The organism is Flavobacterium sp., assembly GCF_039595935.1.
In the GTDB taxonomy this organism is placed as follows: domain Bacteria; phylum Bacteroidota; class Bacteroidia; order Flavobacteriales; family Flavobacteriaceae; genus Flavobacterium.
The window spans coordinates 1595719-1617646 of the sequence record NZ_JBCNKR010000004.1 but is presented as its reverse complement, the minus strand read 5'-3'; the positions used below and the strand labels follow the sequence as shown (position 1 = coordinate 1617646).

Genomic DNA, 21928 nt, shown 5'->3' with positions numbered 1-21928 from the left:
ACAAAATGAGCAACTTACTCGAAGTACATAAAGTCGTAAAACAATACGGCGATTATGTAGCGCTTAACGAAGTTTCATTAAATGTGCCAAAAGGCAGTATATATGGGCTTTTAGGTCCAAATGGAGCAGGAAAAACTTCCCTTATCAGAATCATCAATCAAATTACACTGCCAGACAGCGGTGAAGTGATTTTGGATGGAGAAAAATTACAGCCAAAGCATGTGCAGACCATTGGCTATCTTCCGGAAGAAAGAGGTTTATACAGCTCGATGAAAGTAGGCGAGCAGTGTTTGTATCTGGCGCAAATGAAAGGACTTTCTAAAACCGAAGCCAAAAAACAATTAGATTATTGGTTCGACCGCTTAGGAATTCAGGGCTGGTGGAATAAAAAAATTCAGGAACTTTCTAAAGGAATGGCGCAGAAAATTCAGTTTGTGGTTTGTGTACTTCATAAACCAAAACTGCTGATTCTTGATGAGCCTTTTTCAGGATTTGATCCCGTAAATGCCAATATTATTAAAGACGAAATTTTAGCGTTAAAAGAACAAGGCTCAACTATTATTTTTTCAACGCACAGAATGGAAAGTGTAGAGGAGTTATGTGAAAATATTGCCTTAATTCATAAATCAAACAAACTGATTGAAGGAAAAGTAGCCGATGTAAAACGTCAGTTTAGAACGAACAGTTTTGAAGTCGGAATTCTGACTAACAATGTTGAAGGTTTGATGTATGATATTACACAAAAATTTACGGTTTCTCCGGCAAGTTTTAAATCATTAAACGACGATTTAAAACTAAATATTCAAATAGGAAATGCCGCACCAAACGAATTGTTACATGTTCTTACACAACGCGGACAGGTAACGCATTTTGTTGAGAAAATTCCAAGTATAAACGATATTTTTATTCAAACGGTTACTGAAAATAAAGTTTAGATTTCAGATTTTAGATTTTAGAGTGAAGACCTAAAATCTAAAAATCTAAAGTCAACAATCTAAAATCTAAAATCAAGAAATGAGTATTATTTCATTAATTATAAAAAGAGAATTTATTGCCAAAGTCCGCAATAAATCTTTTGTTGTCATGACTTTTTTGAGTCCGCTTTTGTTTGTAGCAATAGCCATTTTTATTGGTTATTTAAGTTCGATGAAAGCCGAAACAAAGCGTATCGCTATTCACGACGAAACCGGTCTTTTTGCATCTGATTTTTTAAAAGAAAACAAAAAAGGTGCTGAATTCAAATATTTAAATCTGTCTGAAATTGAAGTGAATGCTTTAAAAGACAGTATTAATAAAGAAAATTTCAGTGGTTTAATTGTTATTCCTAAAACGAATTCAGAGAAAGATCTAGAAAGCAAAATCGAGTTTATTTCCAACAATAGCCCAAGTATTTCTTTTGTTGAAAATACACAAGATATTATTGCATCAAAAATTACAAAATTAAATCTCGAAAAAGCAAAATTAGATACACTTGCGATTCAAAAAGCCAAATCAAATGTCAATTTACATTTGGTAAAAGCGTCCGGAGAAGAAAGTTTAAAAGGTTTAAATGAAGTAAAAATTGGTATTGGCGGTGCTTTTGGATATCTTATTATGATGTTTATAATCATTTACGGAAACATGGTAATGAGAAGTGTAATCGAAGAAAAAACAAATCGCATTATCGAAATCATCATTTCATCAGTAAAACCATTTCAGTTAATGATTGGTAAAATTGTCGGAACTTCATTAGCCGGGATTCTGCAGTTTACAATTTGGGCCATTATTGGTTTAAGTCTGCTTTTTGCAGCCTCGGCATTTTTTGGGGTTAATGTTGGTCCTGAAACCCGAATTCCGCCCGTATTGATGCAGACACAGCATGATTTACCAGGAATCATACAAATGGGATTAAAAGAGGTATGGAATCTGCCAATTGCCAGTGTTTTAACAGGTTTTGTAATTTATTTTATTGGAGGATATTTTCTATACAGTTCCTTCTACGCCGCGATTGGAGCAGCTGTAGATAATCAAACAGATTCTCAGCAATTTTTACTTCCAATCTTAATGCCTTTAATTTTAAGTGTATATATAGGTTTTTTTACAGTTGTAAATGACCCGCACGGAACGGTTGCTGTTGTATTCTCAATGATTCCGCTTACATCGCCAATTGTAATGTTAATGCGAATTCCGTTTGGAGTGCCGTGGTGGCAAATCGCAATTTCGGTATCATTATTGTTTGCTACCTTTTTCTTTGTAGTCTGGTTTGCCGGAAAAATTTACCGTGTAGGTATTTTAATGTATGGCAAAAAACCAACATGGAAAGAATTGTATAAATGGCTTAAATACTAGCTTTTTAAAGTTGCAAAGTTACAGAGTGACAAAGGTTCAAAGTTTTTGTATTTGAATTTTTTATAACTTAGAAAGGTAACTTTAAAATTGTATTGAAGTATAAAAGATATTACTAATAGCAGGTTAATAGGTAACATAGCGACAAAGATTTTAAACTTTGTCACTCTGCAACTTTGCAACTTTGAACCTTAGAAAAAAATGAGTAAAATACTAATTATCGAAGACGAAGCAGCGATTAGAAGAGTTTTGGTGAAAATTTTATCAGAAGAAAATGATTCTTATAAAGTGGATGAAGCAGAAGACGGTGTTTCAGGTCTTGAAAAAATAAAAAACAACGATTACGATTTGGTTTTGTGTGATATCAAAATGCCAAAAATGGACGGAGTTGAGGTTTTAGAAGAAGTAAAAAAAATAAAACCAGAGATTCCGATGGTGATGATTTCAGGACATGGCGACATGGAAACTGCAATTCATACGATGCGTTTAGGAGCTTTTGATTATATCTCAAAACCGCCAGATTTGAATCGTTTATTAAATACAGTTCGTAATGCTTTAGACAAAAAACAATTAGTAGTAGAAAATAAAATACTAAAGAAAAAAGTCAGCAAAAATTACGAAATGATTGGCGACAGCGAGTCGATTAATCATATCAAAGTAATGATTGATAAAGTCGCTACAACTGAAGCCAGAGTTCTAATTACAGGACCAAACGGAACGGGAAAAGAATTAGTAGCGCATCAATTGCATGAAAAAAGTGAACGCGCTAATTTTCCTTTAATCGAAGTAAACTGTGCCGCGATTCCGAGTGAGTTGATTGAAAGTGAATTATTCGGACACGTAAAAGGTGCTTTTACATCGGCAGTTAAAGATCGTGCCGGAAAATTTGAAGCAGCCGATAAAGGAACAATTTTCTTAGATGAAATTGGAGATATGAGTCTTTCGGCGCAAGCCAAAGTTTTACGCGCCCTTCAGGAAAATATGATTACCAGAGTTGGTGCAGATAAAGATATTAAAGTTGATGTTCGCGTTGTAGCAGCAACTAATAAAGACTTAAAAACAGAAATTGCCGAAGGCCGTTTCCGCGAAGATTTATACCATCGTCTGGCAGTTATTTTAATCAAAGTTCCGCCATTGAATGAAAGGCGTGATGATATTCCGGCTTTGATTAAACATTTTGCAGAGAAAATTGCTTCAGAGCAAGGAAACGCCGTAAAAGGATTTTCTACTCAAGCGATACAATTACTGCAGGAATACGATTGGACAGGAAATATCCGTGAACTTCGAAATGTGGTAGAAAGATTAATCATTTTAGGAGGAAACGAAATCTCTGAAAGTGATGTAAAAATGTTCGCAAGCAAATAAATGCTTCACGCGATAAGCTTTAAGCTGTAGGCTTTAGGCTTTTAAAAGTAATATTTTTAGCTTAAAGCCTACAGCTTAAAGCCTACAGCTTAAAGCCTAAAGCATTAAAAAAAATGAAACTAAAAAAGATAAACGAGAAATTACAAGACGGATTAATTGAAAACGGTTTGACCGAGGCTAATGCTTTGCAGATGGAAACCTTTTCAACCATAAAAAGTGGTGCCGATTGTGTAATTATTTCTCCGGATGGAACGGGAAAAACAACTGCTATTGTATTGAATGTGATTCAGCAATTGGCAGGGAAAAATGAAGAATCACCTCGTGCTTTGATCATTGTTGAAGACAAAGAAAAAATGACAGCAATGGTTGAGCTTTTTAACAAATTAGGGAAATATACCAATCTCGAAATTTATGGCGTGCATGACAAAGGCGATATGGATTATGATAAAAACTACGTTTCAACCGGAATTGATGTTTTAATTGGAACTCCAACCAAATTAAACGATATGTTTAGTACGGCGGGATACAATGTAAATCGTTTAAAAATGTTTATTTTGGATGATGCTGATCCTATTCTGAAATTACGTCACGAGCCAAAAATCATGCGTATTTCAAACAGTATTGCTAAAACGCAGCGTTTAATTTTTGCTGAAACGTTAACTGAACGTATCGAAATCCTTGCAGATAAAATGTTAATTGAGCCTTATTTATTTGATATGGATGAAGAAGGAGAGGAAGAACTGGATGAAGAGGAAGACGATATAGAAGAAGAGTAAATAGTCGCAGTTTACAGTCACAGTTTTTCTGGAAACTGAGACTGAGACTGAAAACTAAAATTAAATATGGAAATACTCAAAACGCTTAAATTCTTTTCAATTGTACTTTTGTGCTTTTTTCTGGTTATTTATATTTTGATGATTTCCTATGTTTATTTTAATCAGGTTGAATTAGTTTTTCATAGTTCGAGACTTCCAAAAGATTACAAATTTGATTACCAGCAGAAATTTGAAGAAATCAATATCAAGTCATTTGATGGAAACAATCTGAATGGATTATTGTTTAAAGCTGAAAATTCTAAAGGCTTAGTTTTTTATCTTCATGGAAATGCCGGAACACTTGAAACCTGGGGCAAAATAGCAAAAATTTATACCTCTTTAGGATACGATATTTTTATTTTGGATTACAGAAGTTTCGGTAAAAGTGAAGGTGAAATCGAAAATGAAGAACAATTGTCAAAAGATATTTCAATTGTTTACAAATCAATGACTAAAAGATATTCCGAAGATAAAATTATAATTGCCGGATATTCTATTGGTTCTGGTTTTGCGACTAAATTGGCTTTAGAAAATAAACCAAAAGCTTTGATTTTACAGGCTCCGTATTATAATTTTCTAGAATTATCGAGTTCAAGAGTGCCTCTTTTTCCAGATTTTATGAAAAAGTTTAGTCTGGAAACGAATGTTTATCTTCCAAAAATAAAAACTCCAATTTATATATTTCATGGAACTGACGATAAATTAATTCCTTTTGAGAATTCAGTTCGGTTAAAAAAACTTTTAAGCTCGAATGCTTATTTATATCCGTTGAAAAATCAGGAACATATTGGAATAAATGAAAATGAAAGTTTTCAAAATCAATTAAAGAAAATATTAGAAAATTAATAACTAAAAATAAATGTCATGGGATTAATGAAAGTGTATTCAGGAAGTGAAGTGTTAGCAATTGCTTTGCAGGAAAGATTAGAAGAAGCGGGAGTAGAAACCGTGAAAAAAGATAATATTCAATCAGCTCGTTTAGGAGGTTTTGGCGGTACAGATCTGGCTGTTGAGGTTTTTATTCAGGAAACAGATTTTGCAAAAGCAAATCCGGTTATTGAAGAATTTAGAATGAGTCTTTAAAAGTTTTCAGTTGCAGTTTTCAGTTTACTATTAGAACTGAAAACTGCGACTGAAAACTGCAAACTAAAAAAATGCAATACAAAATGTTAGTGCTCGACATGGATGATACCTTGTTGACAGATGATCACAGAATTTCGGATTTAAATAAAAAAGTTTTATTAGAAGCACAGGCAAAAGGTGTTTATGTTGTTTTGGCTTCAGGGCGACCAACTTCTGCAATGACAGCTTACGCTAAAGAGCTGGAATTAGATTTAAACGATTCTTATATGATTTCGTTTAACGGAGCAGTTATAAGTCGTGTAAAAGACGATTTGGTTTTCTTTGAACAGAAATTAACCGTAGAACAAATTCATGAATTATATGATTATAGTGTGAAAATGAAAACTCATATTATAACCTATTTAGACGATGAAATTATAAGCGAAACGGATTCTGAATATATAGAAGTTGAAAAGGAAATTACAGGAATGGCGCATCATAAAGTTGCCAGTTTTAAAGATTATGTTGACAGGCCTGCTGTAAAATGTATTTTATTAGAAAATCCGGCCTATTTAAAAACAGTAGAAAAAGATTTGGCAGAAACAATGCCGGATTTGAGTGTTTCTATGTCGAAACCTTTTTTCTTAGAAGCAGCACAGCAAGGAATTGATAAAGCCAACAGTTTAAAGCTTTTGGCAGAAAAACTGGGAATTCATCAAAATGAAATTATTGCTGTGGGAAATGCCGGAAATGATTTAACAATGATCGAATATGCCGGTTTAGGTGTTTGGGTAGATAATGTAAATCCCGAGTTGCGCGATAAAGCTGACTTAATTGTAGCTTCAAATAATAATGATGGCGTTGCTGAGGTTGTGCAGAAATATATTTTAAATTAAAGTTGATGAAAAATCCAATCGAAACAGAACGCTTATTATTGCGAGAATTACTTCTTTCAGATGTAGAAGGAATGTTCGAATTGGATTCTAACCCAAATGTTCATATTTATCTCGGAAATAAACCTGTCACCACAATCGAAGAAAGCAAAGCTCAGATTGAAAATATTCAGCAGCAATATAAAGATTTTGGAACAGGGCGCTGGGCAGTGATTCTAAAAGAAACCAATGAATTTATTGGCTGGTCTGGAATTAAGTTTATTACAAATGAAATAAATAACCATCAGAACTTTTACGAGATTGGTTATCGGTTTATAGAAAAACACTGGAATAAAGGTTACGCAACCGAAGCCGGAAAAGCTTTTATAAATTACGCATTCAGCGAAATGAAAGTCGATGCAATTTATGCCTACGCAGATGAAGGCAATCAGAATTCAAGAAAGATTCTCGAAAAACTCGGTTTACAATTTGTAAACTCTTTTGAATATGAAGGAGAAATTGAAGTTTGGTACGAATTAAAAAATCCAAACTTATAATTTGTTTAAAGAAATCCGTTCCAAATCTTTGAAGCCTTGTAAAAAGTCTGCAAAGATTTGGAAAACGTAGTTCTTTAAATTATTTATTTTTTTGCTACAGAAACAAAATATTTATTTCCGTCACCCATTGTAAGTTTTACACGTTCGTCGCAAAGGTCGATAGCATAATTTACACTTTCGTAACAGCTGCAAGTAGTGTTTTTGTCTTTAGACATTTCAGTTTTGCAATTGTTATTTTTAAATGTAGCTAATTGTGGAGTATATAAACTCACTAAGTCTGTAGAAGCAGTTACCAAAGAGATAATACTTGCAGAGTTATTGTTAGTAATTCTGTAAACAATTCTGTCAGTATAGTTTACTTCATTTACAGTTACTTTACGAATGTAGGTATAGGCTGTAGATTCTGCACCAGGCTCCTTTACTTCAAATTTAAATCCTACCGCACGAATGGCAATATCAAATTGTGACTGAGAATTTAAACTCGCCCAAGTTGTCAAAGTACTAATAGATGGAAATGGATTTGCATTTGCAGCCGGAGCATTAGTTTGCGCTTGCGAACTAAAAATGGTTAAGAACATCAAGCAGATTGTGGGTAAAAATGCTTTCATAGTGGAGTTTTTGAATTTTTAATTTTTGCCTACTCTTTCTGGTTTTCGGCGTTCCCATTCGTTTTTAATAACAAAACAACAACATAACGATTGAAAATCAAAATTGTTTTATATGAATTGTTATAATATTAATATTAACGTTTAAAATCTCTAAAAACTCAATTTAAAACTGAAATTTTCTAAGCAAAGTTAAATGTAAGAAAATTTTAATTTAAAACTAAAAAAAATGCATTTAATCGATAAAATTTGCATTTGATCGATATTTTTGTCATTTTATTCTTATCGAATTAAAAAGTAAATCTTTTAGAATCCTTAAATTTAAGAAATATTTGATTTGAAATTTAGTTTTTTAAATCATTTTAAAATTAGTGATTAATGCAAAATATTGATATATAGTACATTATTGATTTTATTTTAAAGAATATTGTATGTAAATTTGCAAACTCTTTAATAGAGATGTAAATATAATATCTTACTACTTATAAATGTAGTGTACTCCCATGGAAAATAGAAAAAAAGTTGCTTTTTATACACTTGGCTGCAAACTGAATTTCTCAGAAACATCCACAATTGCGAGAAACTTTCAGGATGAAGGTTTTGATCGTGTTGATTTTGAGGAAATTGCCGATATATACGTTATCAATACCTGTTCTGTAACAGAGAATGCTGATAAGCAGTTTAAGCAGGTTGTAAAAAAAGCAATGAAACTTAATGATAAAGCTTTTGTTGCCGCTGTTGGATGTTATGCTCAGTTAAAACCAGAAGAATTGGCCGCAGTTGATGGCGTTGATTTGGTTTTGGGAGCTACAGAAAAATTCAAAATCACCGATTATATTCATGATTTGAGCAAAAACGATATGGGTGAAGTGCACTCATGCGAAATTGCCGAAGCTGATTTTTACGTTGGAAGTTACTCAATTGGCGATCGTACACGTGCTTTCTTAAAAGTTCAGGACGGATGCGATTATAAATGTACCTATTGTACAATTCCACTGGCAAGAGGAATTTCAAGAAGTGATGCTTTAGAAAATGTCTTAAAAAATGCCAAAGAAATCTCAGAACAAAATATCCGTGAAATTGTTTTAACCGGAGTAAATATTGGAGATTACGGAAAAGGGGAGTTCGGAAATAAAAAACACGAACATACTTTTCTGGATTTAGTTCAGGCTTTAGATAAAGTAGACGGAATTGAGCGTCTTAGAATTTCATCTATAGAACCTAATTTATTGAAAAACGAAACGATAGATTTTGTTTCAAAAAGCAGAACTTTTGTACCGCATTTTCATATTCCATTACAATCAGGAAGCAACGATATTTTAAAATTAATGAAACGTCGTTACCTGCGCGAAGTTTATACAGACCGTGTAAATAAAATTCGCGAAGTCATGCCGCACGCTTGTATTGGTGTCGACGTAATTGTTGGTTTCCCTGGTGAAACAGACGAACATTTCTTAGAAACGTATCATTTCTTAAACGAAATGGATATTTCTTATCTGCACGTTTTCACTTATTCTGAAAGAGACAATACGGAAGCGGCGAATATGGAAGGAGTTGTTCCGGCAAATGTTAGGGCAAAACGAAGCAAAATGCTTAGAGGTTTATCGGTTAAAAAACGTCGTGCTTTTTACGAAAGTCAATTAGGAACCAACAGAACGGTTCTTTTTGAAAGTGAAAATAAAGAAGGTTATATTCATGGTTTTACCGAAAACTACGTAAAAGTAAAAACTCCGTGGAATCCTGAATTGATAAATACTTTGCACGAAATTAATTTAACTAAAATTGATGAAGACGGAAGTGTGCGTATGGAGTTTGTAAATAAGCTGGCAGAAGCGTAAAAGATATAGAGTTTTAACTTTGTCAAAGTTTTAAACTTTGACAAAGTTCTAATCGTTACATGAATGACAAAAAAAGCCCTTTGTAAAAAGGGCTTTTTAATTATCAAAATTCTATTTCTGATTCTCAGGAATGACTAATTTCAAAGAATTAATATAATCCGTATCAAATTCTATAACTCTGATTTTTTCGGGATTAAAACTCAATTCGCCGCCAAACTGACCTCTGGTATCCAGAAAATCTATTGTAAGTTCTTCATCTGTCAAAGAAATTAATTTTCCTAAATAAGCTGACTTTGCAGACTTTTTAGAAATCTGAAAAATGCCATGTTGATTGTTGATAAAACTTAAAATTGAATTCAAATCCCTAATTGGAATAATATCTTCAGAATTTGTTTTTAAACCTTTTAAACGAATTACTTTTTCTGTAAAAGCCAAATCCTGATCTCTATGAACAGCTTCAATATTTTTATTTTTCAGAATTACATAACCATCCAAAATATAATCAACAGGATTGTTTCGAAGTAAAATCCAGTCGTCAGAATAATCAATAAGAAATCCTGTAAAAAGTTCCTTCTTATCTGTGAATTCTATCGCTATTAATTGTCTTAAATATTGTTCCATTTGATTTTATGTTAAGGCTGTTAGGAACTTTGTCAAAGTTTTAAACTTTGACAAAGTTGTCAGAGAAATGTTTTTTAAGGATTAGTAGACCAAATACTGCTGTTTTTGATAAAAACTCTACGGTTTAATTTTAACTGCGCAATGATTAAATCAGCCATATCTTCAGACTGCATTACTTTTTCAGGATTTCCGTCAGTTAAGTTTAAATCAATTGCCATATCAGTTGCAACTGTACTTGGCGTTAAAGCCGTAACACGTATATTGTGTTTTCTCATTTCCTGCATCAAAGAATCTGTTAAACCTAAAACAGCAAATTTAGAAGCACTGTAAGCACTTGTCATCGCATTTCCGTTTAAACCGGCAGTTGAAGAAATGTTGATAATATCTCCCGTTTGTCTTTCAATCATATTTGGGATAATAGCACGAGTTGTATAATACGTTCCCATTAAATTAACCTGAATAATTTTTTCCCAGTTGGCAGGTTCTAAATCCAAGAATTTTGCAAAAGAAGCAATTCCGGCACTGTTAATTAAAATGTCTATATGTTTAAATTCGGCTAAAGCTTTTTCAACTGCATTATTTATAGAATTAATATCCGAAACATCGGCAGATAAAGCCAGAGATTTCACCCCCAGTTTGTTGATTTCAGCAGCAAGATTGTCAACGTCAGCCTGAGTTCTTGAAACTAAAATTACGTTTACACCTTCTTTTGCTAAAGCAATTGCAGCGGCTTTACCAATTCCTTTACCAGCGCCGGTAATGAACGCATTTTTATTTTTTAAGTCTGTCATGATTTATTTTTTAGAAATGCAGAAAGCATTATTTTAAGTCTAACAAAAATAAAGCTTTTGCAAACTAAAATAATGCTTTCGGGTGTTTTCTTAATCTAAGTTTAACAACTTTATTATTCTTTCAAAACCATGTCGATACACATTACGGCAGCCAGAATTAATTGTCTAAGCGGACTGTCTGCTGCTACAGTATCTTCAATTTGAAGTACATAATTATCAGCACTTGTAAAAAACTCTTTTCCTAATCCTGCCCATTTTTTACTTACCTGAGCAAGTTGTTTATTTTCATGAGAAAATTTAAAATCCCATCCTGTCCACTTTCCTTGCAATGTTGCAGCAGGTTTGTCATTTTTATCTAAAATTTCAAATCTTCCTCCAAACGAGAAAAATTTTTGTTTAAAAGTTCCAATTAACCTGTCTTTTTCATCAAAGACTTCAACAGTCGAACGGAAAATGGCAATTCCTCTTTTTACAGAAATTAATTTTTCTCCAGAAGCTGTTGTAATATCAATATTAAAAGGCGTTGCTCTTTTATAATCAGTAAAACGAAGTATTTTAGTAAAGAAACCCAAATTGTTTTCTCGGCAATTCATAATTATTTGATTGCTCTGCGGATCATAAATGTCATAATTGTTTGAGGCTTTAAACATTCCGATATGTTCTTTAACTAAAAAAAGATTTTGGCTTAAAATTGGATTCATACGTTTATTAAAAATTAATGATTCGATTAAAAGCCAAATGTAAATAAATATTTATTAATTATATTCTTCAGAAGTTTCAATAAGACGAATAAATTCAGCTTTGTAGCCTCCTTTATCGTATGAAATTCCTTGTTGTGCTAATTCGAGAATATCTTCAGATGATTTTTGAGTAATTAATTTTGAGTCTCTTAGTTTTAATCCAAACCAAGCCACGGCTGTACTAAATTTAAAATCATCACTTGCTTTATCTAAACTAACCGATCTGTTGTTGATTATCTGAACCATTTCGATGCTTTTATCCCCGTCAGGTTTTTTATAACGGAATTTTATGGTCGCCAGCTCTCCGTTGTAATTGTTTGAACTTGTTTCGGTTTTAGTGTATTTCAAATCATCTGGCTGAACGTTTAAATAATCGCTTTTTACACCAGCCGGAATAATTTCATACAAAGCCGTAACGGTATGATTACTTCCTAATTCTCCGGCGTCGATTGCGTCATTTTTAAAATCTTCCGGGCGAAGTTTTCTGTTTTCATAACCAATCAATCGATATGCCTGAACTTGTTTCGGATTAAATTCAATCTGGATTTTTACATCTTTCGCAATAGCAAACATTGAACCTTTAAATTCTTTTCCAAGAAAACGATTGGCCTCATGAATGTTATCGATATAAGCATAATTTCCGTTTCCTTTATCGGCAAGAATTTCCATTTTGCTGTCTTTGTAATTTCCCATTCCGTAACCTAAACAAGTTAAGAAAACACCAGTTTTTCTTTTTTCTTCGATTAATTTTTCCATATCAGAATTGGAAGAACTTCCCACATTAAAATCACCATCGGTAGCCAGAATCACACGATTGTTTCCCCCTTTTATGAAATTTTCTGCAGCAGTTTTGTAAGCGAGTTCAATTCCTGCTCCGCCAGCCGTGCTTCCGCCAGATTGTAATTTATCTAAGGCATCAACAATAGTTTTTTTCTCATCTCCGGAAGTTGGAGGTAAAACCATTCCAGCAGCGCCCGCATAAACCACAATGGCCACTTTATCTTTAGCTCTTAATGCGTTTACCAATATTTTTAAAGATTGTTTTAATAAAGGCAGTTTATTCATGTCGCTCATTGAACCTGAAACGTCAATTAAAAAGACCAAATTTGAAGCTGGCAAATCTTCGGTTGGAATATTTTTTCCCTGTAAACCAATTTTTAGAATTTTAGTGTTCGAATTCCAAGGTGAATCACTTACTTCAGTATTGATAGAAAATGGATGTTCGTTTTTTGGCTGCGGATAAGTGTATTTAAAGAAATTCACCATTTCTTCCACACGAACAGCATCTTTTGGAACTTCTTGACCGTTGTTTAAAAAACGTCTGATATTAGTATATGAAGCATTATCAACATCAATAGAAAAAGTAGAAAGCGGTGCTGTTTTTGGACTTTCAAAAGCATTTTCCACAAAAGAATCATAATCTTCCTGATTTGGTTCTGTTGGTATAGGAGTAATTTTTAATTTTTTATCCAATTCTTTTTCTGAAAGGTTTTTATAGATTTCATTTTTAGTCGAAATTACAACAACGCCATTTGAAGCTTTATTTCCATAAACCGAAGTTGCTGCCTGATCTTTTAAAACCGAAACATTATCAATGTCATTCGGATTAATTTTTGCCATTTGATTGGCTTTTGCAGGAACTCCGTCAATAATATACAATGGTTCATTTTTTGGAGAAACAGATGTAATTCCGCGTATTGCCACACTCTGACTTGGTATGGCAGTATATTGAACATTGTTTTGAATTTGAACTCCCGCTACTTTTTCCTTTGATTTTTCTTTTTTCTCTCTTCTTCTTTCAGCGCGGGCATAACTTCGGTCTTCATATTCAGAATCACTTGAGCCATAACTTGTAACAACAACTTCTTGTAAATTTTGATAAGCTTCCTGCATAGTAACATTAATCACACTTTTATCTTTTACTTCTACAGATTGATTTTCGTATCCGATGAAAGTGAAAACAAGAATATCTCCTTTTTGGGTTTGAATCGTATATTTTCCATCAAAATCAGTTTGGGTATTTTTTTTAGTGCCTTTAATTAGCACCGTAACGCCTGGTAGTGCTGTATTAAATTTATCTGTAACAATTCCTGTAATGGTTCTTTCTTGTGCAAAGCTTATGAAACATATAAGCATAGCAATGGCTGATGAAATAAGTTTTAGACTTTTCATGATAGTAAGTTTTAAGAATTAATGTTCGGATTTTGCTTTGTCAAAGCTGCAGACTTTGACAAAGCTTAGGATTATTTTTTCGGAGCTGGTTTTCCTGTTTTAGTCGTAATGATTACAACTCCTTTTTTCCCCCTTTCACCATATTTTGAAGTGGCTTCAAGATCTTGTAAAATGGTTATTGTTTTAATGTCTTGTTTGTCTAAAGGCGCGTAAGGACTCGTTGGATTATTTCCAAATAAATCATTTTCAGAATAATAAATACCGTCGATAATGTATAAAGGCTCATCTAAAATTACCAGCGATTCTACATTTTCAGGTTCAAGATTTGTCATTTCTGACTGCATCATTTTATCCTTTTTGACATCATCGCTGTGTGCCATTGCATTTCCGTTAAGAATAACTAGTGGTGCACTTTTTTTAGCTCTTGCAGAGGATTGTTTTGCCGCTAAAGCAACTTTAGCAGATTCTCTTTCTTTAGCTTTATATTCTATTTCAGAGTTTGAATCTTCTTTAGAATAAGCAACTTTATCTGCTTCATAATCATCTTGTACAGGCGCAGAAGCTACAGCGGGAGCAATTGATTCTGCGCTGGCTTTTTTGTCTGCTATAGGTTCAAACATGGCATTAGGAGCGGCAGATGTAATTTCCTGAACAGCAACCTGTTCTTCTGGTATACTTTGTTTTTCAAGAATTTTAACCGCTTCTTCTTTTGGAACTAATTGTGAATCTGATGAAACGACATCTTTGGTTTTTTCTGAATTAGTATTTTTGATTGTTTCATTTTCATTAACCACAACTTTTGGCGTTTCGATAATTGCTTTTTTGTCCGTTTTTAAAAATTGATACCCTAAAGAGATTACTAATAAAAGCGAAGCGGCGACTGCGATTTTTTTCCAAAGTGAAATTGTTTTTTTATCTTCTTTTCTGTCGAGTTTATCTTCTAGGCGCGACCAGACTTTTTCCATTCCCGGAAAATCTTTGGTTTCTGCATTATCTGCAGCTTCCTTAAATCTGTTGAATATTTTATCTTGATTGTCCATGACTATTTTGCTTTTTGATAATATAATTTATTAACCAGTTCTTTTAGTTTGGTTTTAGCCGCATTTAACTGCGATTTTGAAGTACCTTCAGAAATGTTAAGCATTGCGGCTATTTCCTTGTGACCGAAACCTTCAATAACAAAAAGGTTAAAGACAGTTTTACAGCCATCCGGAATGTGGTTTAATAAATTAAGTAAATCTTCTTCTTCTAATGTGTTCATTTCATCTGTAAAAGGTTGTGAAAGCACTTTTACATCATCAAGATACATGTTGAAATTGGTATTTTTCTTGATGGAAGCCAAACAGTAATTAACGGCAATTTTTCTAGCCCAGGCTTCAAAGGCTTTTTCTTCCTTTAACTGATCTAATTTTGTGAAGATGGTATAAAAAGCGTCGGCCAGAGCTTCTTCAATTTCTTCTTCTTTCTTTAGGTATCGTTTGCAAACGCGATACAATTTCGGAGCCATGTGCTCATAAACCTGACGCTGAGCATCTCGGTTCATTTTTTTGCAGTTAGAAATTAGCGTTTCGTTTATCACAATGTTGGTCTTTATTTATAAAGAGAGATAAAAAGATAAAAAGGTTGGGACGGGGGTGAAAAAAAGTTTTTTTTTAAGGTTCAAAGTTGCAAAGAAACAAAGTTACAAAGGTTTTATGGTAGAGACGCACAGCAGTGCGTCTAGCGTCTCGTAAATCCGCAATCTTGGCATCAATTATTTTTACATTCTTCGGAGACGCACTGCTGTGCGCCTCTACGTTACTACTGGAATCGAAATTTTTTGTGAACCTTTTGCGAAAAACCTTTGCGAATCTCTGTGTTATAATTTTACCGCAAAGATTCACAAAGAATTACGCAAAGCTAATATCTTATTTAACAGGTAAAGTCAATTTAAAAATCTTAGTTTCCAACAATTCCGTATCATTATCCTCACAAAGCAAAAACTCAATTTTGTTATTTTCTTTTTTGTAAAAAGTTAAGCCTTCAAATTTATTAGTAGAAGTTATTTTTTGAGTAAAATCGATTTTCATGGTTTTAAGATCAATTCTTCCAATAAAACTTCCTAAGATTTCGCCATCATCATAAGTTGATTTTGTGTCTTCGGCAGTAGAAAGAAAATAAATTTTATCTTCGACCAAAACAGCATCGGTAAAACTGGAACGAACGCCTTTTATTTTTGGCAGTTTATAATTGGTGGCAACTAAAGCAAATTCATCTCCAAGACTTTTGGCATGAATGGTAAAAATGGTGTTTTTATTTGAAATTCCGTTTCCGCGATTGAATAAATACCAGTTTTCGCCGTCAAAAATTGCTCCTTCAAGATTGAAATCTTCGGGTTTTATAGATCCGAAATTCTGCATTACGCCATATAAATCGACTAAATTATTTTTTTGTAAAATGGTTTTTGATTTAAGATCAAACTCTATCATTTTATTTCGGTTTTCGGTTGAGCCGGAACCAAAAACATAAAGTGTATCATTGTGATGTGTAAGAGATTCAAAATCGGGTTTTAAGTTTTTCGGAATATTCTGCGTCGGATTATCAATTAAAGCATGTTGGCTTAACTGCTGATTCTGCATATTGTATTCGTATAAAAATCCGCTGTTGTCGCCAATAATATAAAGCGCATTATTATTGTAAAATAATCCTGATGCCGAACCGATTCCGATGATTTGAAATAATATTTCTAAGGTGAATTTTTCCATGAATTTTTGTTTTGAAAGTCTTTTATTAATGAGACTTTATTTTTTTGAATGTATCGTTTTTTTTTGATTCTGAAGTTATTTTTTCAAGAATATCAGCAATTATTTTGCTCTTTAAATTAATATTATGTTTGTAGTTTATGTTTGATTTTTGAGAGTATTCATCTTTTTCCTGAAGGGCAAATTCATCAAAACGTTTTTCGATTGTATTTCCTTTTAATAATAATCTGAAATTATGATGACATGAATGGTCAACAACCTTTGTGTATTTTACTTTTTTGGAGTTTTGAAAAGTTTCATATTCATAAGGCATTACTTTTTCTTCGTTAATGATTTTTTTATTTGAATTATAAATCTTCCAAAAATTATCTTTAGCAATCTCAATTTTAGAAAATTCCCAGCAGTAATTAATTTTAGTTAAAAATGTTTTTTTATTTTCTTTCCAAAATACATAAACTGGTTCGTTGGTCAAATCGTCGGTGCAGGTTTCTTTTTCATCAATTAAAGGTTCATCATAAGTCATTATAGACCCCACACAATAACTTTGATAAACACATATTGTATCTATTTTTTGTCTTTGAAGTTCTTTAATATAATTTGAAACTAATTCATCAATCTTGACTTTTTGATTTGTTTGAGCATTTCCTAAAAAAGCTAAAAATGGCGTAAGTGCAATAAGAATCCTTTTAATCATTATAAATTTTAAAAAGTAGAAATATTATTTTGAAAGCCAAAACTTATTCCTGATAGCAAATTATTGAAATGAATAGCAGGAATTTGCTTCGTAAAATTACTATATTTATAATACAAAATTTGAAAATATGAAATCAATAGATCCGAAAGATTTTAAAGTTACAGATAAAATTAAATTAAGTAAAATTCCGACTTTATTAAAAGTGGATGCAGACGACGATGAAAAAGAAGATAAACTTGAAAAAGTAAAAGAAAAACTGAGTGATTTTCAGGATATAATGTATGCGCACAATAAATATGGAGTTTTAATTTGTCTGCAGGGAATGGACACTTCAGGAAAAGATAGTTTGATTCGAGAAGTTTTTAAAGAATTTAATCCACGTGGGGTTGTCGTACATAGTTTTAAAACGCCGAATTCTACAGAACTGGAACACGATTATTTATGGCGTCATTATATTGCCTTGCCGGAAAAAGGAAAGTTTGCCATTTTTAACCGAACGCACTATGAAAATGTTTTGGTAACGCGCGTTCACCCTGAATTTATCTTGGCAGAGAATTTACCGGGAATAAATTCTGTTGACGATATTAAACCTAAATTCTGGAAAAACAGAATCGAACAAATTAATAACTTCGAAAAGCATATCGCCGAAAACGGAACGATTGTCATGAAGTTTTTTCTGCATTTGAGTAAAGACGAACAAAAGAATCGTTTATTGCGTCGTTTGGAAGAAGGAAAACACAATTGGAAATTTTCTCCGGGCGACTTAAAAGAACGCAAACATTGGGATGAATATCAACAATATTATGAAGAAGCCATAAACGAAACTTCTAAAGAACACGCACCATGGTATGTAATTCCTGCCGATGATAAAGACATGGCAAGATATATTGTTGCCAAAATTATTTGGGAAGAAATGAAAAAATACACTGATATACAGGTTCCGGAACTGCCTAAAGAGATTAAAGATAATTTTGAAACTTATAAGAAGACTTTGGAGAAAAGTTAGTAATTAGATAATGTGTCAATTTGATGATGAGATAATTTCTTCAAAACTAAACCCGACAGGTTTTTAAAACCTGTCGGGTTTAGTTTTTGGTGTAGTAATTTAAAATTCTTTTTTATTCGAATGTTATTGTAAGTTTATGTCTATTTTGTATTACTAAATTAATGTTAATTTTTCTCTTCATGTTATCCGTTTTTGAGAAAAGTCTTCTTTTTTTCATAATACCCAAATCATTTTAAGTTAAAGAGTAGGGATTTACTTTGTAAAAAAATAAAAACCAATATTTAGCTTCATGAAACGAATTATTCTACCTCTACTAGTTTTAGGCTCTTTTATTACATCTTGTAATAACAACGATTCTAAAGACGAAACAGAAACAACAAGTGTTGTTTTAAAAGACCAATCTGTAACGCCAAGTTTAATAAAGGCACAGGCAGGTTTCGAAAATCTGAAAATTTACTCTCTTTTTAGTTCAGATGATGTTTTTCCGGATAGCCCAAAATATGTTTTTGGAGGTTCTGCAGATGGATCTGGTTTATTGAAAAACGCAGACGGAACTTTTACTTTTTTGGTAAATAACGAAGACAATTTTGCTGTTTCAAGAATTACTCTGGATAAAACATTCAAACCTGTAAAAGGAGAATATTTATTAAACTCTAACGGAGGAACTTGGAGATTATGTGGTGCTACAATGGCTACACAAGCAGAACATGGTTTTGGACCAGTTTATCTAACTTGTGGAGAATCTGGAGAAGAATCTCGTACACACGCCTTAGATCCTTATGGAGATGCGGGAGCAGCATCTGTATCTAAAGAATTAGCTGGTTTTGGACGTTTAAGTGCTGAAAATGCACTTCCATTACGTACTTCTGCTTATAGTGGTAAAACGGTTGTTGTAATTGGTGATGATGATTCTGGAACTTACGGAGGTCAGGTTTTTATGTATGTATCAAATAGCGTTGGCGATTTAACAAACGGTTCTTTATACATGTTAAAAAGAAATGACGATAACCAGAGAGAAAAAGACATGGAAACTGGTAAAACGTATGCTGTTTCTTTTGTGAAAATTGATAATCATAAAACACTTACAGGAGCGCAGATTAATGCTTCTGTAAATACTTTAAAAGCAATTAAATTTGGTCGTGTTGAGGATTTAGATTACCGTAAAGGCGGTGCTGCTGCTGATCGTGAAGTATACTTTAATGTAACCGGACAAGATATAACAGGAACAAATGCAGATGGTTCTAGAACTAAATACGGTAGAGTTTACAAATTAAACCTTGATGCGGCTGACCCGTTAAAAGGAACTTTAGAAGTTATTTTGGATGGTGACAATCGTTCTGGAATTGCTGGTAAATTTCAAAACCCGGATAATATTTGTGTGACTAAAAATTATGTATATGTTGAAGAAGATGCAAACGGATATGGGGACGAAACTCATGACGCATATATTTATCAATATAATATTGCAACAAAAGAATTAAAAGTTGCATTAGAATTAGATCACCGTCGTACAGCGACTGATGCTGCTAAATACAACGTAGGAGGAACATCTAAATTTGGAAGCTGGGAGTATGGTGCTTTAATTGACGTTTCTGAACAGCTTGGTATTGAGGATACTTTTATGTTGAGCGTACAACCGCATACATGGAAAGGAGAAAGATATCTAAAAGCAGATGGAGGAACAAATCGTCCAAAAGAAGATCAAGCAAGTCAAATTGTGGTTATTAAAGGTTTAGCGAGATAAATTTTTAAGTACTAGAAAAAACAGATATCCACTATTTCAAATTGAGGTAGTGGTTTCTGTTTTTCTAAAAATCCGTTTTTAAACGTTACGACATCATGAAAAAAATATATTGTTTATTATTCTTGTTTGTATTTGCTGCCTGTCAGAAAAAAAACAAACATGAGGAAATAAATAAACTCTTTCAGAAAGACATTACTTTATTAATTGAAAAAGTTACCGAACTTAAACATTCAGTAGAGTCAGATGCTGTAGAAACTCAAATTCAGCAGCAATTTCTGGAGGCACATAAAAGTTATAAAAAAGTAGAATTGCTGAGTGAATATTATTCGCCAGCGGTTTCTAAATCAATCAACGGACCGGCAATTCCTGAGTTTGAAGAAAATGATAATATAACAGTTGATCCCGAAGGATTTCAGGTTGTCGAAGAATTGATTTTCCCTAAATACGACAAAAACAACAAAGAAGAACTACTGAAAGAACTGGGAGTTTTATCTGCTAATTTAATTCGGTTAGAAAAAGTTTCAGGTTCAAATGAACTGACAGATGCTCATGTTTTTGACGCCATGCGATTAGAAGTTTACAGAATTATTACTTTGGGAATTACAGGGTTTGATTCACCTGTAGTTTTAAATTCGCTTCCGGAAGCGAAAGTATCTTTAGAAACAATCGAAAAATATTATCGCATTTATCTTGAAAATAATGAAATTTCAAATTCAAAAGAACTTCTTGGAATTTTAGAAAAAGGAAAAAAATATTTAGAGACAAATAACAATTTTAATGCTTTTGACCGCGCCTATTTTATAAAAGAAATTTTGAATCCGTTAAGCAAGGGACTTTATAAAACGCAGACAGAATTAGGAATTCCGTTTATGAAAGAACAGCGAGGGTTAAAAACCACAGCGCAAACATTATTCGAGAAAGATGCTTTTGATCCTGAAGCATTTTCGGGTTTTCCAGATTATAAAACAACACCTGAAAAAATTGCTTTAGGGAAAAAATTATTCAACGATCCTATTTTATCCGGGAACAACACTCGTTCTTGCGCATCTTGTCATTATGAAGAAAAAGCTTTTACAGACGGATTAGAAAGAGCTGTTTCATTAGACGGAAAATCAATGATTCAGCGCAATACACCAACCTTAACCAATATTGCTTTTCAGCGTGTTTTTTTTATGGATTCAAGGGTAAGTTATTTAGAAGATCAGGCCGTTGCCGTAATTAAAAATGAAAATGAAATGCACGGATCTTTAGAAAAATCGGCTTTAGCCATTCAACACAAAGCCGAATATGTAAAAGATTTTAAGGAAGCTTTTCCAAAAGGAGAAATAAATGAATTTGCCATTAAAAATGCTTTAGCATCTTATATTCGTTCGCTGAGCAATTATGATTCAAAATTTGATAATTATATGCAGAATAAGTCAACATTTACGACAGATGAAAAAGCAGGATTTAATTTATTTGCCGGAAAAGCCAAATGCGCAACCTGTCATTTTATTCCGCTTACAAACGGAACAGTTCCGCCCAATTTCGCCAAATCTGAAAGTGAAATTTTAGGAGTGCCTGATAAAAGAAAAAAGCTTGATGGTGATTTAGGTAAATATGTTATAACGCAGGCTGCAATTCATAAAAATTCCTTCAAAACGCCTACAATTAGAAATATAGAACTTACTGCTCCGTATATGCACAATGGCGTTTATAAAACCCTTGAAGAAGTTATAGATTTCTACGATCAGGGAGGAGGTTTAGGATTAGGATTCGATCTTCAAAATCAAACTCTGCCTGAAGACAAACTGAATTTATCTGATAAAGAAAAAAAACAGCTGATTGCTTTCATGAAAACTTTAACCGATAAAAAGTATGTGAAGTAATTTGATGATGAGAAAATATCTTTGTCAAAGTTTAAAACTTTGACAAAGATTCAGAAGATTTGAATATCTACCAGCTTCTATAAAATACAAAACCCGGAAGACTATGAAACTT

The 21928-nt window shown here is 32.8% G+C and carries 21 protein-coding genes; 12 read left to right on the top strand and 9 right to left on the bottom strand.

The genetic code is table 11. The annotated features are described in order from the left end of the window. The first annotated feature begins 5 nt into the window (after window positions 1–5). The 8 genes from ABDW27_RS07025 to ABDW27_RS06990 all read left to right on the top strand — a co-directional run bounded on the left by ABDW27_RS07025 (window position 6) and on the right by ABDW27_RS06990 (window position 6996). Window positions 6–935 carry an ATP-binding cassette domain-containing protein gene (locus ABDW27_RS07025; RefSeq protein WP_343695234.1) on the top strand — a complete coding sequence of 310 codons (930 nt, stop codon included), beginning with the start codon at window positions 6–8 and terminating at the stop codon, window positions 933–935. Window positions 936–1014: 79 nt separating this feature from the next. Next, a complete protein-coding gene (locus ABDW27_RS07020) occupies window positions 1015–2328 on the top strand; it encodes an ABC transporter permease (RefSeq protein ID WP_343695233.1) in 1314 nt (437 codons plus the stop codon). A gap of 198 nt (window positions 2329–2526) precedes the next feature. Next, on the top strand, window positions 2527–3690 hold the full coding sequence (locus ABDW27_RS07015; protein ID WP_343695232.1) for a sigma-54 dependent transcriptional regulator: 1164 nt from the start codon (window positions 2527–2529) through the stop codon (window positions 3688–3690). Window positions 3691–3803: 113 nt separating this feature from the next. Next, window positions 3804–4466 (top strand): DEAD/DEAH box helicase, encoded by a 663-nt coding sequence (locus ABDW27_RS07010; protein WP_343695231.1) that lies wholly within the window; start codon window positions 3804–3806, stop codon window positions 4464–4466. Window positions 4467–4532: 66 nt separating this feature from the next. Beyond that, window positions 4533–5351: an alpha/beta fold hydrolase gene (locus tag ABDW27_RS07005; protein ID WP_343695230.1), complete on the top strand. Its 819-nt coding sequence runs from the start codon at window positions 4533–4535 to the stop codon at window positions 5349–5351. A gap of 18 nt (window positions 5352–5369) precedes the next feature. Further along, window positions 5370–5588 carry a DUF2007 domain-containing protein gene (locus ABDW27_RS07000; RefSeq protein ID WP_343695229.1) on the top strand — a complete coding sequence of 73 codons (219 nt, stop codon included), beginning with the start codon at window positions 5370–5372 and terminating at the stop codon, window positions 5586–5588. Between the two features lie 71 nt (window positions 5589–5659). Next, a complete protein-coding gene (locus ABDW27_RS06995; protein WP_343695228.1) occupies window positions 5660–6463 on the top strand; it encodes a Cof-type HAD-IIB family hydrolase in 804 nt (267 codons plus the stop codon). Window positions 6464–6468: 5 nt separating this feature from the next. Then, the gene (locus ABDW27_RS06990) at window positions 6469–6996 is read left to right on the top strand and encodes a GNAT family N-acetyltransferase (RefSeq protein ID WP_343695227.1); all 528 of its coding nucleotides are present in this window, start codon (window positions 6469–6471) and stop codon (window positions 6994–6996) included. Window positions 6997–7079: 83 nt separating this feature from the next. On the opposite strand, the gene ABDW27_RS06985 is transcribed toward ABDW27_RS06990, so the two are convergent. Further along, window positions 7080–7604 carry a hypothetical protein gene (locus ABDW27_RS06985; RefSeq protein WP_343695226.1) on the bottom strand — a complete coding sequence of 175 codons (525 nt, stop codon included), beginning with the start codon at window positions 7602–7604 and terminating at the stop codon, window positions 7080–7082. 500 nt (window positions 7605–8104) lie between these two features. Between ABDW27_RS06985 and mtaB the strand changes: the two genes are divergently transcribed. After that, the gene (mtaB, locus tag ABDW27_RS06980; protein WP_343695225.1) at window positions 8105–9439 is read left to right on the top strand and encodes a tRNA (N(6)-L-threonylcarbamoyladenosine(37)-C(2))-methylthiotransferase MtaB; all 1335 of its coding nucleotides are present in this window, start codon (window positions 8105–8107) and stop codon (window positions 9437–9439) included. Between the two features lie 111 nt (window positions 9440–9550). On the opposite strand, the gene ABDW27_RS06975 is transcribed toward mtaB, so the two are convergent. The 8 genes from ABDW27_RS06975 to ABDW27_RS06940 form a co-directional block, all read right to left on the bottom strand. Continuing rightward, window positions 9551–10060, bottom strand: a complete 510-nt coding sequence (locus ABDW27_RS06975; protein WP_343695224.1) for a hypothetical protein — start codon at window positions 10058–10060, stop codon at window positions 9551–9553. A gap of 74 nt (window positions 10061–10134) precedes the next feature. Further along, a complete protein-coding gene (locus ABDW27_RS06970; RefSeq protein ID WP_343695223.1) occupies window positions 10135–10851 on the bottom strand; it encodes a 3-ketoacyl-ACP reductase in 717 nt (238 codons plus the stop codon). A 113-nt stretch (window positions 10852–10964) separates the two neighbouring features. After that, window positions 10965–11552: a phospholipid scramblase-related protein gene (locus ABDW27_RS06965; protein WP_343695222.1), complete on the bottom strand. Its 588-nt coding sequence runs from the start codon at window positions 11550–11552 to the stop codon at window positions 10965–10967. 54 nt (window positions 11553–11606) lie between these two features. Continuing rightward, window positions 11607–13763, bottom strand: a complete 2157-nt coding sequence (locus tag ABDW27_RS06960; RefSeq protein ID WP_343695221.1) for a von Willebrand factor type A domain-containing protein — start codon at window positions 13761–13763, stop codon at window positions 11607–11609. Between the two features lie 71 nt (window positions 13764–13834). Beyond that, window positions 13835–14803, bottom strand: a complete 969-nt coding sequence (locus ABDW27_RS06955) for a hypothetical protein (protein WP_343695220.1) — start codon at window positions 14801–14803, stop codon at window positions 13835–13837. Window positions 14804–14805: 2 nt separating this feature from the next. Next, window positions 14806–15306, bottom strand: a complete 501-nt coding sequence (locus ABDW27_RS06950; RefSeq protein WP_343695219.1) for a sigma-70 family RNA polymerase sigma factor — start codon at window positions 15304–15306, stop codon at window positions 14806–14808. Window positions 15307–15670: 364 nt separating this feature from the next. Further along, window positions 15671–16507, bottom strand: a complete 837-nt coding sequence (locus ABDW27_RS06945) for a hypothetical protein (protein ID WP_343695218.1) — start codon at window positions 16505–16507, stop codon at window positions 15671–15673. A gap of 25 nt (window positions 16508–16532) precedes the next feature. Beyond that, entirely contained in the window at window positions 16533–17198 is a 666-nt protein-coding gene (locus ABDW27_RS06940) for a hypothetical protein (protein WP_343695217.1), read from the bottom strand. A gap of 127 nt (window positions 17199–17325) precedes the next feature. Between ABDW27_RS06940 and ABDW27_RS06935 the strand changes: the two genes are divergently transcribed. The 3 genes from ABDW27_RS06935 to ABDW27_RS06925 all read left to right on the top strand — a co-directional run bounded on the left by ABDW27_RS06935 (window position 17326) and on the right by ABDW27_RS06925 (window position 21816). Next, complete coding sequence (locus ABDW27_RS06935; RefSeq protein ID WP_343695216.1) at window positions 17326–18204, top strand: PPK2 family polyphosphate kinase; 879 nt, start codon at window positions 17326–17328, stop codon at window positions 18202–18204. Between the two features lie 289 nt (window positions 18205–18493). Then, a complete protein-coding gene (locus ABDW27_RS06930; protein ID WP_343695215.1) occupies window positions 18494–19948 on the top strand; it encodes a hypothetical protein in 1455 nt (484 codons plus the stop codon). Between the two features lie 95 nt (window positions 19949–20043). Further along, the gene (locus tag ABDW27_RS06925; RefSeq protein WP_343695214.1) at window positions 20044–21816 is read left to right on the top strand and encodes a cytochrome c peroxidase; all 1773 of its coding nucleotides are present in this window, start codon (window positions 20044–20046) and stop codon (window positions 21814–21816) included. Window positions 21817–21928 lie beyond the last annotated feature (112 nt).

Bases quoted from the DNA above. Each gene is read 5' to 3' on its own strand.
- ABDW27_RS07000 (WP_343695229.1), top strand. From the start codon at position 5,370: ATGGGATTAATGAAAGTGTATTCAGGAAGTGAAGTGTTAGCAATTGCT.
- ABDW27_RS07015 (WP_343695232.1), top strand. From the start codon at position 2,527: ATGAGTAAAATACTAATTATCGAAGACGAAGCAGCGATTAGAAGAGTT.
- ABDW27_RS07025 (WP_343695234.1), top strand. From the start codon at position 6: ATGAGCAACTTACTCGAAGTACATAAAGTCGTAAAACAATACGGCGAT.
- ABDW27_RS07005 (WP_343695230.1), top strand. From the start codon at position 4,533: ATGGAAATACTCAAAACGCTTAAATTCTTTTCAATTGTACTTTTGTGC.
- ABDW27_RS06940 (WP_343695217.1), bottom strand. From the start codon at position 17,198: ATGATTAAAAGGATTCTTATTGCACTTACGCCATTTTTAGCTTTTTTA.
- ABDW27_RS06990 (WP_343695227.1), top strand. From the start codon at position 6,469: ATGAAAAATCCAATCGAAACAGAACGCTTATTATTGCGAGAATTACTT.
- ABDW27_RS06930 (WP_343695215.1), top strand. From the start codon at position 18,494: ATGAAACGAATTATTCTACCTCTACTAGTTTTAGGCTCTTTTATTACA.
- ABDW27_RS06950 (WP_343695219.1), bottom strand. From the start codon at position 15,306: ATGAACCGAGATGCTCAGCGTCAGGTTTATGAGCACATGGCTCCGAAA.
- ABDW27_RS07010 (WP_343695231.1), top strand. From the start codon at position 3,804: ATGAAACTAAAAAAGATAAACGAGAAATTACAAGACGGATTAATTGAA.
- ABDW27_RS06975 (WP_343695224.1), bottom strand. From the start codon at position 10,060: ATGGAACAATATTTAAGACAATTAATAGCGATAGAATTCACAGATAAG.
- ABDW27_RS06965 (WP_343695222.1), bottom strand. From the start codon at position 11,552: ATGAATCCAATTTTAAGCCAAAATCTTTTTTTAGTTAAAGAACATATC.
- mtaB (WP_343695225.1), top strand. From the start codon at position 8,105: ATGGAAAATAGAAAAAAAGTTGCTTTTTATACACTTGGCTGCAAACTG.
- ABDW27_RS07020 (WP_343695233.1), top strand. From the start codon at position 1,015: ATGAGTATTATTTCATTAATTATAAAAAGAGAATTTATTGCCAAAGTC.
- ABDW27_RS06945 (WP_343695218.1), bottom strand. From the start codon at position 16,507: ATGGAAAAATTCACCTTAGAAATATTATTTCAAATCATCGGAATCGGT.
- ABDW27_RS06995 (WP_343695228.1), top strand. From the start codon at position 5,660: ATGCAATACAAAATGTTAGTGCTCGACATGGATGATACCTTGTTGACA.
- ABDW27_RS06985 (WP_343695226.1), bottom strand. From the start codon at position 7,604: ATGAAAGCATTTTTACCCACAATCTGCTTGATGTTCTTAACCATTTTT.
- ABDW27_RS06935 (WP_343695216.1), top strand. From the start codon at position 17,326: ATGAAATCAATAGATCCGAAAGATTTTAAAGTTACAGATAAAATTAAA.
- ABDW27_RS06960 (WP_343695221.1), bottom strand. From the start codon at position 13,763: ATGAAAAGTCTAAAACTTATTTCATCAGCCATTGCTATGCTTATATGT.
- ABDW27_RS06925 (WP_343695214.1), top strand. From the start codon at position 20,044: ATGAAAAAAATATATTGTTTATTATTCTTGTTTGTATTTGCTGCCTGT.
- ABDW27_RS06955 (WP_343695220.1), bottom strand. From the start codon at position 14,803: ATGGACAATCAAGATAAAATATTCAACAGATTTAAGGAAGCTGCAGAT.
- ABDW27_RS06970 (WP_343695223.1), bottom strand. From the start codon at position 10,851: ATGACAGACTTAAAAAATAAAAATGCGTTCATTACCGGCGCTGGTAAA.